Annotated in this window: 11 protein-coding genes; all 11 read right to left on the bottom strand. The window is 40.8% G+C overall.

The window, feature by feature from the left end:
- Positions 1–6 precede the first annotated feature (6 nt).
- Positions 7–285: a DUF503 domain-containing protein gene (locus LC091_RS06950; RefSeq protein WP_226681304.1), complete on the bottom strand. Its 279-nt coding sequence runs from the start codon at positions 283–285 to the stop codon at positions 7–9.
- The gene (gene infB / locus LC091_RS06945; RefSeq protein ID WP_226681303.1) at positions 282–2,432 is read right to left on the bottom strand and encodes a translation initiation factor IF-2; all 2,151 of its coding nucleotides are present in this window, start codon (positions 2,430–2,432) and stop codon (positions 282–284) included. Before infB ends, LC091_RS06950 begins: the two co-directional genes overlap by 4 nt.
- 17 nt (positions 2,433–2,449) lie before the next feature.
- Positions 2,450–2,749 carry a YlxQ family RNA-binding protein gene (locus LC091_RS06940; RefSeq protein WP_223493355.1) on the bottom strand — a complete coding sequence of 100 codons (300 nt, stop codon included), beginning with the start codon at positions 2,747–2,749 and terminating at the stop codon, positions 2,450–2,452.
- Entirely contained in the window at positions 2,742–3,029 is a 288-nt protein-coding gene (rnpM, locus tag LC091_RS06935) for an RNase P modulator RnpM (RefSeq protein WP_010193317.1), read from the bottom strand. The genes LC091_RS06940 and rnpM overlap by 8 nt, the downstream gene beginning before the upstream one ends.
- A 22-nt stretch (positions 3,030–3,051) precedes the next feature.
- Positions 3,052–4,176, bottom strand: coding sequence for a transcription termination factor NusA (gene nusA, locus LC091_RS06930; protein WP_226681302.1), 1,125 nt, complete (start codon positions 4,174–4,176; stop codon positions 3,052–3,054).
- 56 nt (positions 4,177–4,232) lie between these two features.
- Positions 4,233–4,703 carry a ribosome maturation factor RimP gene (gene rimP / locus LC091_RS06925; RefSeq protein ID WP_226681340.1) on the bottom strand — a complete coding sequence of 157 codons (471 nt, stop codon included), beginning with the start codon at positions 4,701–4,703 and terminating at the stop codon, positions 4,233–4,235.
- A gap of 537 nt (positions 4,704–5,240) precedes the next feature.
- A complete protein-coding gene (locus tag LC091_RS06920) occupies positions 5,241–9,542 on the bottom strand; it encodes a PolC-type DNA polymerase III (RefSeq protein WP_226681301.1) in 4,302 nt (1,433 codons plus the stop codon).
- A 135-nt stretch (positions 9,543–9,677) separates the two neighbouring features.
- Positions 9,678–11,363, bottom strand: a complete 1,686-nt coding sequence (locus LC091_RS06915) for a proline--tRNA ligase (protein ID WP_226681300.1) — start codon at positions 11,361–11,363, stop codon at positions 9,678–9,680.
- A gap of 243 nt (positions 11,364–11,606) precedes the next feature.
- Positions 11,607–12,866 carry an RIP metalloprotease RseP gene (rseP, locus tag LC091_RS06910; protein ID WP_226681299.1) on the bottom strand — a complete coding sequence of 420 codons (1,260 nt, stop codon included), beginning with the start codon at positions 12,864–12,866 and terminating at the stop codon, positions 11,607–11,609.
- A gap of 13 nt (positions 12,867–12,879) precedes the next feature.
- Complete coding sequence (gene dxr / locus LC091_RS06905) at positions 12,880–14,031, bottom strand: 1-deoxy-D-xylulose-5-phosphate reductoisomerase (RefSeq protein WP_226681339.1); 1,152 nt, start codon at positions 14,029–14,031, stop codon at positions 12,880–12,882.
- A 37-nt stretch (positions 14,032–14,068) separates the two neighbouring features.
- The gene (locus LC091_RS06900; protein ID WP_226681298.1) at positions 14,069–14,860 is read right to left on the bottom strand and encodes a phosphatidate cytidylyltransferase; all 792 of its coding nucleotides are present in this window, start codon (positions 14,858–14,860) and stop codon (positions 14,069–14,071) included.
- Positions 14,861–14,876: the final 16 nt, after the last annotated feature.

Here is a 14,876-nt window from a genome sequence, read left to right as displayed (position 1 = left end):
ACCCCTTTAAAGCCAATCAAGCGAAGTTTCTGCCCGTTCCATCTCTGGAAAGGAATCCAGATAGTCGAGCACTTTTTGCAATTCTTTCTCGGTGATGGATTTGGAGGAAGAAATGGATACAATTCCTATCTTCGTCCGTTGCCATACGTCCTGATGATCAATCTCTGAGATGGAAATATTAAACCTTTGCTTCAGCCTTGTCATTACGCGCTGAAGGACTGCCCTTTTTTCCTTCAAAGATTGAGCATCATAGATCATACAGTCACACTCTAAATATCCGATCATTTTCTTTCGATTTCTTGCATTACGTAAGCTTCGATGATGTCGCCTTCTTTGATATCGTTAAAGTTTTTAATTGTTACACCACATTCGTAGTTTGTCGCTACTTCTTTTACATCATCTTTGAAACGCTTGAGTGTATCAAGTTCCCCTTCAAAAATAACGATTCCGTCACGAATTAAACGAATGCTGGAATCACGAGTGATTTTACCTTCTGTTACGTATGCACCAGCGATAGTACCAACTTTTGAAACTTTGAATGTTTGACGAACTTCTACTTGACCGATTACTTTCTCTTCGAATTCAGGATCAAGCATACCTTTCATTGCCGCTTCAATTTCTTCAATCGCTTTATAGATGATACGGTGAAGACGAATATCAACACTTTCAGCATCCGCAGTACGTTTCGCACCTGCATCAGGTCGAACGTTGAAACCAATGACAATCGCATTGGATGCAGAAGCTAGGATTATATCAGATTCAGTAATGGCACCAACGCCAGTGTGAATAATTTTAACTTTTGCGCCTTCTACGTCAATTTTCTGCAGGGAAGCAGCCATAGCTTCTACAGAACCTTGAACGTCAGCTTTTACGATCAAGTTTATTTCTTTCATTTCACCTTGCTTGATTTGCTCGAACAGGTCATCAAGAGTTACACGTGTTTTTTCACTGCGTTGTTCTTGAAGTTGCTTTTGAGCACGCGCTTCTCCGACGTTACGAGCCGTTTTCTCATCAGCAAATACCATAAAGTTGTCTCCAGCTTGTGGTACTTCATTTAATCCAGTGATTTCAACCGGTGTAGATGGTCCCGCTTCTTTCACGCGACGTCCAAGATCGTTGACCATTGCACGAACACGACCAAACGTGTTACCTACTACGATTGGATCTCCAACACGTAGCGTACCTTTTTGAACTAGAAGAGTCGCAACAGAACCTCTACCTTTATCAAGCTGAGCTTCAATTACTGTACCCTGTGCAGCACGTTTAGGATTAGCTTTATATTCCTCTACTTCAGAAACAAGAAGAATCATTTCAAGCAATGTATCAATACCTTCTCCACTTAAAGCGGAAAGTGGTACAAAGATAGTATCTCCACCCCAAGCTTCTGACACAAGGCCGTGCTCTGTTAATTCCTGCATAACACGGTCAGGATTGGCAGCTTCTTTATCCATTTTGTTTACCGCTACAATGATTGGTACATCTGCAGCTTTAGCATGGTTGATTGCTTCCACTGTCTGAGGCATTACCCCGTCATCTGCAGCAACTACTAGAATGGTAATATCTGTTACTTGGGCTCCGCGGGAACGCATTGTTGTAAACGCAGCATGTCCAGGAGTATCAAGGAATGTGATTTTTTTACCTTGTTCCACTTCTACTTGGTATGCACCGATGTGCTGTGTGATTCCACCAGCTTCACCTGCAGTAACCTTTGTATTGCGGATAGAATCAAGAAGCGTTGTTTTACCATGGTCAACGTGACCCATAATTGTAACAACTGGTGGGCGCTCTTCCATTACTTCTTCTGTATCTTCAGAGTCGTAGCCTTCAAAATCGGTTACTTCAAAGATAATTTCCTCTTCCACTTCTACATTGTACTCGCCAGCAATCAACTCGATGGAATCTTTATCAAGATCCTGGTTGATCGTAGCCATAACTCCAAGCATCAAGAGCTTTTTGATGATTTCAGAAGGCTCTTTGTTTAGCTTGTTCGCCAGTTCTCCTACTGTAAGGGAACCAGTGAATGTGATTTTAGAAGGTGTTTCTTTTTTCTTCACAGGTTGTGGCGGAGCTTGATGTTGTCCGCGGTTTTGGTTTTGTTTATTGTTTTGTTTCTTTTTCCCTTTAGAGGGGTTATTGTTATTGCTATTGTTAAATGGCTTTTTAGGTGCAGAAGAGTTTTTCCCTTTTCCACCTTGGTTGCCACCTTGAGATTGGTTGTTATTTTGTTTCTTAGGTGCAGAAGCAGTATTTTGTGGTGCTGCTTTCTTTGGTGCTTCCGTTTTATTTGTGCCGTTCAATTTTTGGATCGTGTCGTCGTCTAATGTTGCCATATGGTTTGATACCTCAATATTCATTTCTTTTAGTTTTGTAATGACATCTTTACTTGATACGTTCTTTTGCTTTGCGTATTCGTACACGCGTAATTTCGTCATACATTCACCCCCAAAGATTAATCGAGCATGGTGAGTAGTTTTTTGGCGAACCCTTCATCAAGAATGGCGACCGAAACTCTCGCATCTTTTCCTATCGCTCGACCTAACTCATACCGATCGTCTACCGTTCTGATCGGTACGTTATAGTACGTACATTTATCTTGTAATTTTTTCATCGTGTTAGCAGAAGCATCGCTGGCCAATAGAACCAACTTTGCCTTTCCTGCCCTCACTTCTTTAATGACAAGTTCTTCCCCTGTTATGGTCTTTCTTGCCCTTGTAGCAAGACCGACAATGGATAGCCATTGATTATTCATGTGTTGAGTTATTCTCCGTTTCTACCAGCTGAAGCAATTCATCATACAATGAATCATCAATCGCTACTTCCAGGTGACGGGCTAGGATGTTTTTCTTTTTTGCAAGGAGGATGCTCTCCTTGTTTCTTGCAAGATATGCCCCTCGGCCTGATTTTTTCCCTGTAGGGTCAATCGAAACTTCGCCTTCTTTAGAACGGACGATACGAATCAATTCCTTTTTCGGCTTCAGTTCTTGACTTGCCACACATTTGCGCATTGGGACCTTTTTGCGATTGTTCACCTGATTCACCTTCTTTTAAAAATCAGTCTTCAAAATTGTCGTCATCGTAGAATTCATCATCCAAATCTTCTGTATCGTTTTTGGAAAGAGAAAGACTTGGGTAAATTCCTAGTTCTTCCGCTTCGGATTCACTCTTGATGTCAATTTTCCAACCTGTTAACTTAGCAGCCAGTCTCGCGTTTTGTCCACGTTTACCAATTGCTAAAGAAAGTTGATAATCAGGTACGATGACTGTTGTTGCCTTTTCTTCTTCATTAACTTGAACTTCCAGTACTTTAGAAGGACTTAATGCATTTGCAACGAACTCGACTGGATCTTTTGACCATCGAACGATGTCAATTTTCTCTCCTTTTAATTCATTCACAATTGCTTGCACCCTTTGTCCTTTTGGTCCAACACAAGCTCCTACTGGATCAACTTCAGGGTTGTCACAGTGAACGGAAATCTTTGAACGGTCTCCAGCTTCACGAGCTACAGACTTAATTTCAACGGTGCCATCATAAATTTCTGGAACTTCAAGTTCAAAAAGGCGCTTTAAAAGCCCTGGATGAGAACGTGAAACAAAAATTTGTGGACCTTTTGTGGTTTTTTCCACTTTTGTAAGGAACACTTTAATTCTATCATGAGGCTTGTAATGTTCATTAGGCATTTGCTCATTAACTGGCAACAATGCCTCAATTTTCCCAAGGCTCACATAGATGAATTTAGAGTCTAGTCGTTGAACGATTCCTGTCATAATATCTTCTTCACGTTCGATATATTCGGAATAGATTACTCCTCGTTCTGCTTCTCTTACTCGTTGCGTTACTACTTGCTTTGCTGTTTGCGCTGCAATACGACCGAAGTCCTTAGGCGTCACTTCAATCTCAATCACATCATTTTCTTGATAATTCGGATTGATTTGACGTGCTTCTTGAACGGAAATCTCTAGACGAGAATCAAATACCTCATCTACTACGTTTTTTCTTGCATATACGCGCATTGTTCCTGTTTCCAGGTTCATATCTACTCGTACATTTTGTGCTTGATTAAAGTTTCTTTTGTAAGCAGATATAAGTGCAGCCTCAATCGCTTCAATAATTACATCTTTGCTAATGCCCTTTTCCTTTTCCATCAGGGTTAAAGCATCAAATAACTCGCTGCTCATACAACCATGTCCCCCTTAAAATACCTATGATTCATAATTTTATTTTGTCTGGTTTATTAGAACCTGACGGCCAAACGTGCTTTCGCTACTTTTGGATATGGAATGGAAACTTCCTTTTTACGTGTTTTTATTGTCATGGAGATTTTGATTGTTTCTCCATCAAAATCCAGAAGATCACCTTCAAATGACTTCAAGCCGTCGATAGGTTCATACGTTTTAATGTTGACATATTTACCGATCGATTTCTCGATGTCTTCCTTCTTCTTTAGAGGGCGCTCAGCACCAGGAGAGGAAACTTCCAGGAAATAGTTATGAGGAATAGGATCTAGTTCATCAAGCTTTTCACTTAACTTTTCACTTACTGTCCCACAATCCTCGATGTCGATACCGCCTTCTTTATCGACGAATACACGTAAAAACCAAGAGGACCCTTCTTTTACATATTCAATATCCACTAATTCTACATTCATTTCTTTTACGATTGGAAGAGCTAGTGCTTCCACCGTTTCTGTAACATTTTTGCTCATCATTTTCCTCCTTCGCAAGCGCGAGACGATGTGTTTAAAATCTGAACAAAAGACCCTGCCGGTAAGCAGGGAATCATAAACAAGCAAGCTTATGTAAAGCTGATACGAAAATCTAACATTCCCTTTTTTCTCATTGTCATGAAGAAACAAGGTTGCCAGAAAAAATGGGAATACAATACGAAAGAGTGGGTTTCCCCACTCTCTGCTAATTACCTGTATATAGCATTTCCAATGTAAATATATCATATCCGTATGAAATATGCAAATCTTTCTAGTGTTTTCAGGGGTTCACGGCATTTTAGATCCAGAAATACTCCCTGTTTCCTTTCGTTGCAGATGTTAGCTTTCCTAGGGGCGGTGCTTGAGCCTCCTCGCTGCGCTGCGGGGTCTCAAGCTACCACTATCTCCCTCAGGACAAGGGAGGCTTCGGCAGCGATTCATCGCACGAAGAAAATGCGCTAGCATTTTCGAGGAGTCTCATATCTTCCACTTCAGTCAACAGGGTGGATTGAATAAACCAGTCGTGTCCCATAAACATTAGAATAAAGATAGTTGGTTTTGGTCTGGCAGGCCTGTAAGGCAGCCGTGGTTGTCTAGGTACTCTAAGATAGTTTTGGAGATTCTACCTCTTTGTTGCAGGTCTTCTTTGGATAAAAACTCTCCATCTTTTCTTGAGTTAACAATGTTAATTGCTGCGTTTGTTCCAAGTCCCGGAATGGAGTTGAATGGCGGGATCAGGGAATCACCCTCGATTAAGAAATCAGTGGCGCTTGATTTATATAAGTCGACCTTCTTGAAGGAGTATCCTCGTTCACTCATTTCTAATGCCAATTCCATAACGGTGAGTAAGGACTTTTCTTTAGGTGAGGCTTCTAAGCCCTTTGCATTGATTTCTTCTACTACCTTACGGATGGCTGCAGAACCTTTTACCATTGTATCAATATCAAAGTCATCTGCTCGAACGGTAAAGTATGCAGCATAGTACATTAATGGGAAGTGCACTTTGAAATATGCGATACGAACTGCCATAAGCACATAAGCCGCTGCATGGGCTTTCGGGAACATGTATTTTATTTTCAAACAAGAGTCAATATACCAAGCGGGCACATCGTTTTTGATCATTTCCTCTTTAAACTCATCGGATAAACCTTTTCCTTTACGAACGGATTCCATGATCTTAAAGGCCATGGAAGGATCAAGCCCTTTATAGATGAGGTAAACCATGATGTCATCACGACATCCGATAACTTCACTTAGTGTACAAGTCTTATTGTGAATAAGCTCTTGAGCATTCCCTAGCCAAACATCTGTACCATGAGATAGTCCTGAGATTTGCACTAATTCAGAGAAAGTTGATGGTTTTGTATCTTCAAGCATCTGTCTAACAAACCTGGTACCAAACTCAGGTATCCCGAGGGTTCCTGTTTTACACATGATTTGTTCTTCTGTCACGCCAAGTGATTCCGTACCACTGAAGATCTTCATCACATATGGATCATCTGTAGGGATGGTCTTTGGATCAATTCCACTAAGGTCTTGAAGCATCCTAATTACGGTTGGGTCATCGTGTCCAAGGATATCAAGCTTAAGTAAGTTATCATGAATAGAGTGGAAATCAAAATGTGTCGTTTTCCATTCTGATGATTGATCATCTGCAGGATATTGGATTGGAGAGAAATCAAAAATATCCATATAATCGGGAACAACGATAATTCCGCCTGGATGCTGTCCAGTCGACCTTCTTACCCCGGTGCATCCTGCTGAAAGTCTGTCCACTTCAGCCCCGCGCAATAATAAATTGCGGTCATTGGCATATCCTTTTACATAACCATATGCCGTTTTATCAGCCACTGTACCAATGGTTCCTGCCCTGAAAACATAATCTTCTCCAAACAGTACTTTAGTATAGTTATGGGCTCTCGGCTGATATTCCCCTGAGAAGTTCAAATCGATATCGGGTACCTTATCCCCTTTAAAACCAAGGAAAGTTTCGAATGGGATATCATGGCCGTCTTTCGTAAATGCTTCGCCACAATCCGGGCAATCTTTATCAGGCAGGTCAAATCCAGAGCCTACTGAACCATCATCAAAGAACTCCGATTTTTTACAAGATGGGCAAACATAGTGAGGAGGCAAAGGATTTACCTCAGTAATTTCCGTCATGGTTGCTACAAAGGACGATCCAACGGAACCACGTGAACCTACGAGGTAGCCATCATCTAGTGACTTTTTCACGAGCTTCTGGGAAATCAAATAGATAACTGCGAAACCATGACCGATAATACTCTTTAATTCTTTTTCAATCCGCTTCTCAACAATCTCTGGAAGATCGTCGCCATAGATGCTTCTTGCCCTGGAGTAACTCATCTCGCGGATTTCTTCATCTGCCCCTTCGATTTTAGGAGTATAAAGGTCATCTTTGATCGGTTTAATTTCTTCAATCATTCCCGCAACCTTTTGGGTGTTGGATACTACAATTTCTTTTGCTTTTTCTTCTCCAAGGAAAGAGAAAGCAGCAAGCATTTCATCTGTTGTTTTAAAGTGAACATCTGGCAGTTGATGTCTGTTCAACGGATTGGCACCTGATTGCGAACGAACCAAAATTTCTCGGTGGATTTTATCTGTTTCTTTTAAATAATGTACATTACCTGTTGCCACGACAGGTTTTTCAAGTTTTTCACCAAGTTTGACAATGTTGGTAATGATCTCTTTTAGTGCTTTTTCATCTCTAACTAATTCAAGCTCCAATAAATGTGCATAATTGCTTGGTGGCTGAACTTCGATATAGTCATAGAATTCGGCAATTCCCTCTACTTCATCTGGGGATTTTTGCATCATCCCTTCAAATACTTCACCTTTATCACAGGCTGTACCGACAATTATTCCTTCACGAAGCTTTTGCAGCTGGGATCTTGGAATACGCGGAACACGGAAAAAGTAATTCATATGTGAGATGGAAACTATTTTAAATATATTTTTCAGACCAATTTCATTAACTGCAAGCAATGTAACATGAGATGGTCTAGCACGTTTGTATGCATCTGTGGTACCGGAATGATCGTTCAATTCGTCATGAAACGTGATTCCTTTTTCAAATGCATCTTTTAGCATTTTGACTAACAGATAACCTGTTGCCTCTGCGTCATATATTGCACGGTGATGCTGGGTTAGTTCTATATCAAACTTTTTACATAACGTATTTAAACGGTGATTTTTTAACGACGGGAATAGAAGTCGACCCAACTCCAATGTGTCAATGACAGGATTCTTTGCCTTCCCTAACCCAATACGTTGAAAACCGATATTCAAAAAGCCCATATCAAAGCTTGCATTATGCGCTACTAAAATATCATCTTGCATCCACTCAGAAAATCGTTTTAACACATCTCCGACTTCCGGTGCATCTTGTACCATATCATCAGTAATGCCGGTCAAGTTAATAGTGGTTGCGGAGAGTGCATGGTGCGGGTTGGCAAAGGATTCGAATCTATCAATAATCTCGCCGCCCTTCACTTTGACTGCCGCAAGCTCAATTATTGTATCGTACATTGCAGATAGCCCTGTTGTTTCCACGTCAAACACTACATAGGTTTCATCTGCAAGATTACGGTGTGCAGGGTTATAGGCGATTGGTACTCCGTCGTCGACAAGGTTAGCCTCAAGCCCGTACAATATTTTCACACCATTCTTTTTCCCTGCTGCATATGCTTCCGGATAGGCTTGAGCAACAGCATGGTCTGTAACCGCAATGGCTTCATGCCCCCATTTTTTTGCTTGTGCGACTAAGGAAGATATGGAGCTAACGGCATCCATCGTACTCATCGGGGTATGCAAGTGTAATTCCACCCTTTTCTCCCCTTCAGGTGCAGTGTCTAGCACTTCTTTTCCATGAAATTCATTAATATCATTTGCCATCATAACAAGGTCACGTACAAATGTATCATTTTGTATGCTTCCTCTTACTTTCAGCCACATACCCTTTTTGACTGCTTGTAATAAAGGTACATCTTCTTTATCCCGAGAGAACATCTTCACCATGATAGAATTAGTGTAGTCCGTAATTTTAAAAGTTAGCAATGTTCTTCCGCTTCGAAGCTCTTTTGTCTCCGCATCAAAAACGTACCCCTGAACGGCAACACGTCTTTCCTCTTCCACGATTTCGGCTAATGTTTTAATTTCCGCATCATCTTTTATGGTGTATCCGATCATAACCGGTCCACTAACGGATACTTCATCTTTAGATGATTCTTTTTTCTGCATTTCTGTTACAGCAGCTAATGCTTTTTGTTTATCTTCTTGTTGTTTTTGTTCCACAAACTGCTGATATTCTTCCTCAGAATGAGATAGGGTTGTGTCTAAGATGAAAGTAGGAAATCCGAAACCTTCATAAACGGAGCATATGGTTGAACTCAGCTTTTTCTTAACGGCAATGGCTTCCGCTTCATTTCTTGCTTTAAGCATAAGTTTGTTGCCTTGCAGTGCAGGTGTTTGCCCGTTTAACAACATCATGAGCGGCGGAGAACCACCTTGTAACTCTTTTAAACAGATTGGCCAATAGTCGGCAATATAGGAATCTTCAAAGGAACGGTCCTGAACCGTAACTGTGAAGGATACATTAGCGATGTGTGCAAAGCTTTTCGTCAATTTTTCATAAAAGAGCATATATACTTTAGCTGGGAGGATTTTTTCCAAAACGAAATGAAAGTGCCAACGTTTTGTTGTTTTTTCTACTGTAAGTTTTTCAATTCCAGCTTCTGCAAAGTAAGGAAAAATATCATCACTTGTCAATTCGAGCTGTTGAAGCAATAACCGCAATCTATCTTTTTTTTCTTGAGACATCTGGTCAAGCAAAGTTCTGTCCCCTTTCCCTTGCATAGTTGATCATCGATGTTTAATAATCTATTTTCGACATAATGGAAGGTACCGCCAGTATGGGGTACCTTCATTTAAAGCGCATATCTATTGTACTATATTTCAGCGAAGTTTTTGTATTAATTCGTCCACAGATAGTTCTTCCATTTCGCCTGTTTGTCTCCATTTGACTTCAACGACTTTTTCCTCAGCTTTTTTACCGACTGTTATTCGAACAGGAAGTCCAATCAAATCAGCGTCAGCAAATTTCACACCCGGACGTTCTTGGCGATCATCCATCAGAACAGCCATTCCTGAATTTTTTAATTCAGAGTAGATTTCCTCTGCCAAGGAAGCTTGTGCATCATTTTTCATATTTACAGGAATGACGTGAACATCAAAAGGGGTTACCGCTTTTGGCCAGACAATTCCGTTATCATCATGGTATTGTTCTACGATTGCGGCAAGCACACGAGAAACACCAATACCATAACAACCCATGATCATCGGCTGGTTTCTTCCATTCTCATCAAGGAAGTTCGCTCCCATTGCTTCACTATAACGTGTACCAAGCTTGAAGATATGTCCTACCTCAATACCTTTTGCAAATTTAATGACACCTTGTCCATCAGGAGAAAGATCCCCTTCTTCAATGAATCGCAGGTCCGTATATTCAGCGCTAAAATCTCTACCTGGATTAACGTTAATATTATGAACGCCTTCCTCGTTTGCACCTGTTACAGCATTGACTAAATATTCAACAGCTGTATCTGCAATGATTTCAACAGATTCAGGTACTCCTATTGGACCTAGTGAGCCAACTGAACAGCCCATCACCTTTTGAACTTCTTCAGCTGTTGCAGTCTCTACAACAGATGCTTGGTAGAAGTTTTTGACCTTTACATCATTTATTTCGTGATCTCCTCTTGCTAAGACAAGTACAAATTTATCATCTACTTTAAAGACGATGGATTTGATTAAGTCGGATTTCTCCATCTGTAAGAAACTTGCCACTTCCTCAATGGTCTTTTGGTCAGGTGTATTCACCTTTTCCATTCCACGTGCTGCTTCAGATTTCTTTTCATAATTAGCTACGACCGGAGCCATTTCAATATTAGCCGCAAAGGAAGATTCTGTAGAATAAGCTATGGTGTCTTCACCGATTTCAGATAGGACCATAAACTCATGTGTGTCCTTACCACCCATTGCTCCCGAGTCTGCAATAACTGCACGGAAGTTAAGGCCAAGTCTTGTGAAGATGTTGGAATAGGCTGTGAACATCTTTTCGTATGTTTCATCTAGTGATTCTGCATTTGCATGGAACGAATAGGCATCCTTCATAAGGAATTCGCGTCCTCTTAGAAGGCCGAAGCGCGGGCGTTTTTCGTCACGGAATTTTGTTTGAATTTGATAAAGAGATAATGGAAGTTTTTTATAGGACTTTACTTCATCTCTTACAAGTGTCGTTATTACTTCCTCATGTGTTGCACCAAGTGCGAATTCGCGGTTATGGCGGTCGTTCAGTCTCATTAGTTCTGGACCGTAGGAGTACCATCTTCCAGATTCTTTCCATAGTTCAGCTGCTTGCATAGCTGGCATAAGCAATTCCACAGCACCTGCATTTTCCATTTCTTCTCTGACAATGTCTTCTACTTTCTTTAACACTTTTTTACCTAGTGGCAGAAAACTGTAGATGCCGCTTGTGTTTTGGCGGATATATCCTGCTCTTAGCAGTAGTTGGTGGCTTTTGACTTCTGCGTCTGCAGGTACTTCTCTTAGTGTTGGAATCAGCATGTTACTTTGTTTCATTTCTACACCCCATAACCATTTCTATAAAATTTATGTAATTTGCAATTTTCCCCTGATGACTGAAGTGCAAGGTGAGAGACTCCTGCGGGGGAGTAACGGTAGGTTGAGACCCCGCAACGAAGTGAGGAGGCTCAAGCACCGTCCCGCGGAAAGCGAACACCTGGAACGAAGGTCATCAGGGAGTTGAAAAAGAAAACTTGCATCACATTTCATGATGCAAGTCCATGTGCTTATGTTTCTATTTTACAGGAAGAATTTCTGAATGTCATTCCATGTTACAACAAGCATCAACAACATTAACAGGGCAAAGCCGATAAAGTGGACAAGTCCTTCTTTATGGCGGTCAACAGGTTTGCCTCTGACTGCTTCTGCTGCGAAGAACATCAGTCTTCCGCCGTCCAGTGCCGGAATTGGCAGAAGATTGATTATACCTAAGTTGATACTAAGGACCGCAGCCCATCTCATCAATAGGAACACGCCGGATTCAGCAACAACTTCCGTCGATTTATAAATACCAACAGGTCCAGATAGCATATCTAGGGAGAATTGACCCGTGATCAATTTACCTAACCCCACCACGATCTCTTTTGACCAATTATAAGTCTCAGAGGCGGCTTTAGGGAAAGAGCCCCAGAAAGACTGTTCCATCGGCATGTAAACTCCGATAATCCCGCGAGTCTCGCCTTCAATGGTTTCTGGTTTAGGCGTAATAGCGATCGTTTCGGATTGTCCGTTTCTTTCGATTAAGAAATCAAGTTCCTCACCAGGGTTTACCTGAATGATTTTCACAACCTCTTCCCAGGTCGAAACTTCTGTATCATCAATTGCTACCACTTTGTCACCTTGTTGCAGACCAGCAGCCTGTGCCGCTCCATCCGGAGTCAATTCACCGATAACAGATTCGTTGATAGGGTAGCCTTGTACCATTCCAAGGAAAGTAAAGATGAAAAAGGCTAGAACAAAGTTCATCATAGGTCCAGCAAAAATAGCCATCGTACGTTGACCTAATGTCTTTGATCCAAATTGTCTGTTATAAGGGGCGTTTTGAATTTCCTGCCCATCCATGACAAAATACGATTCCTCGCTTACCTTATATTCCTTTAGAACTTCCTCTTCATTCAATTCATACCCTCTGATGACAAGTTCCTTTTCAAGGTCTGCATGTTCAACCTCAATGATTTTTGCATCAGGGTGTTTATCTTTATTATTGACAACTACTTTGTTGACTTCTCCTTTTGAATTGAACAGGAGGCCAATATGATAGCCCGGCTTAATTTCAATGGTTTCAGGATCTTCCCCGGCCATACGAACAAAACCACCAATAGGAAGTAGTCTTATTGTATAGACTGTTTCATTCTTCTTGAAAGAAAACACTTTCGGGCCAAAGCCAATAGCAAACTCGCGGCATAGTATACCGGCTCTTTTGGCAAATACAAGATGTCCAAGTTCATGGACGAAAACAAGTACGCCAAAAATGATTATAAACGCGATTACAGTATTCACTAGATTTCCACCTCTAATCTATTAGTGAACGAACATAGTTTCTTGTTTCCAAATCCACTTCCCTGATCGTCTGTAAATCTGGATTTACCTGAATGGAATGCCTGGACATTGCCTTTTCAATAAATGTTTCTATGGTAAGAAATTCCATTCTGCCATTAAGAAAAGCATCGACAGCGATCTCATTTGCTGCATTTAACACAGTTGGCATGGTCCCCCCAGCCTTTCCTGCATCAAATGCGAATTGTAAGCATCGGAAACGGTCAAAATCCATTTTTTCGAAATGGAGCTTACCCATTTCCATAAAGTTCAATCTCTTACCTGTTGGATGAGGGAGTCTATCCGGATATGTCAGTGCATACTGGATGGGAACCCTCATATCAGGTGTTCCAAGCTGGGCTATAATACTTGTATCATGAAACTCCACCATTGAATGAATGACGCTTTCCCTATGCAAAACCACTTGTATATCTTCATAAGGTATATCAAACAGCCAATGAGCTTCTATGACTTCTAATCCTTTGTTCATCATAGTAGCAGAATCTATGGTTATTTTCGCACCCATAGACCAGTTTGGATGATTAAGTGCATCTTCCCGTGTGACACCTTCCAGCTGTTGTCTCGTACGGTCTCGAAAGCTTCCACCTGATGCAGTGAGAATGATGGTTTCGATGTTTTTATCCTTTTCCCCTTGAAGACATTGGTAAATAGCAGAATGTTCGCTGTCGACAGGAAGGATAGGAACTTGATGCTTTCTGGCTGCCTCCATCACGATGTGACCAGCTGTGACAAGAGTTTCCTTGTTAGCGAGTGCAATCACCTTTTTATGTTCGATAGCATGCAAGGTGGGAACAAGTCCAACGCTTCCCATCACCGCATTAACCAACACATCCACTTCGTTAAGGGTAGCTACTTCAATTAAACCTTCTTCTCCATAAACAAACTTGGTATTTGTAGAAGCGAATTGACTCTTTAACGCTTCACAATCTTCTTTTGTTTGTACGGAAACGACAAGTGGTGAGAATTCTTGAATCAATTCTTGTGCGACTTTGACATTACTACCAACACTAAAAGCCATTAGCTTAAATTGCTCACTATGCTGTCTTAATACTTCAATTGTTTGTATACCTATTGAGCCTGATGCTCCCAATAAACTTATTTTCCTCACCAACACTCACCTCTCCAAAACCTTCTCCTACAATGTGTCAGAAAAGAAAGATATGTATAAAATGCAATAGCGGCAATACAAAAAGAAGGCTATCAAAGCGATCTAATATCCCGCCATGACCAGGTAAAATAGAACCTGAATCTTTAATTTTGTAATGCCTTTTCAGAGCAGATTCCACCAAATCACCAATTTGTCCAAAAATGGATAAAAGGCTTGCAATAACAATGGTGATGAAGAGCGAGTGGTCAAAATCAACAACAAAGTGGAAAATTAATGCGACAACAATTGCACAAATTACTCCACCAAGAGATCCTTCTACTGTTTTATTTGGACTGATCTCTGGCCATAACTTCGTTTTCCCCATTGATTTTCCAATAAAATATGCTCCTGAATCTGTCGTCCATATGACGAATAATGCAAAGAAAACGAACGCTAGCGCAAGGTCTCTTATTTCAATGAAATAATAAAAACCTAATCCCACATAAATGGTCGAAATCATTAAGAAACCGACATCATCGAAAGTGAATTTATTCTTAGATAAAACAGTGTACGATAATAGCAAAAGCGTGATAAGCAGGATAAAGTCCATTTTTGAGAGTATCTGCGAATCCGCCTCAAACATAGTTGAAGGTATCATCAAAAACCATAAAAGTAACAATGACAGCACTCCAGGTACACTTGCCATAGACATACGCTTCATTCTCATAGCTTCAAAAAGTCCGACTGTTGCCAGAAAATAGATAAAGACAACAAATGGGAGCTTTCCGTAAATAACGATTGGTAAAAATACTGCCGCTGCAATAACAGCTGTTATAATTCTTTGTTTCATTGTATGTCCAACACCT

Origin of the sequence: Sutcliffiella horikoshii (assembly GCF_020524325.1) — a bacterium.
GTDB classification, from domain to species: domain Bacteria; phylum Bacillota; class Bacilli; order Bacillales; family Bacillaceae_I; genus Sutcliffiella_A; species Sutcliffiella_A horikoshii_D.
Note: the sequence above shows the minus strand (reverse complement) of the source record. Positions and strands in the feature narration are given on the sequence as shown.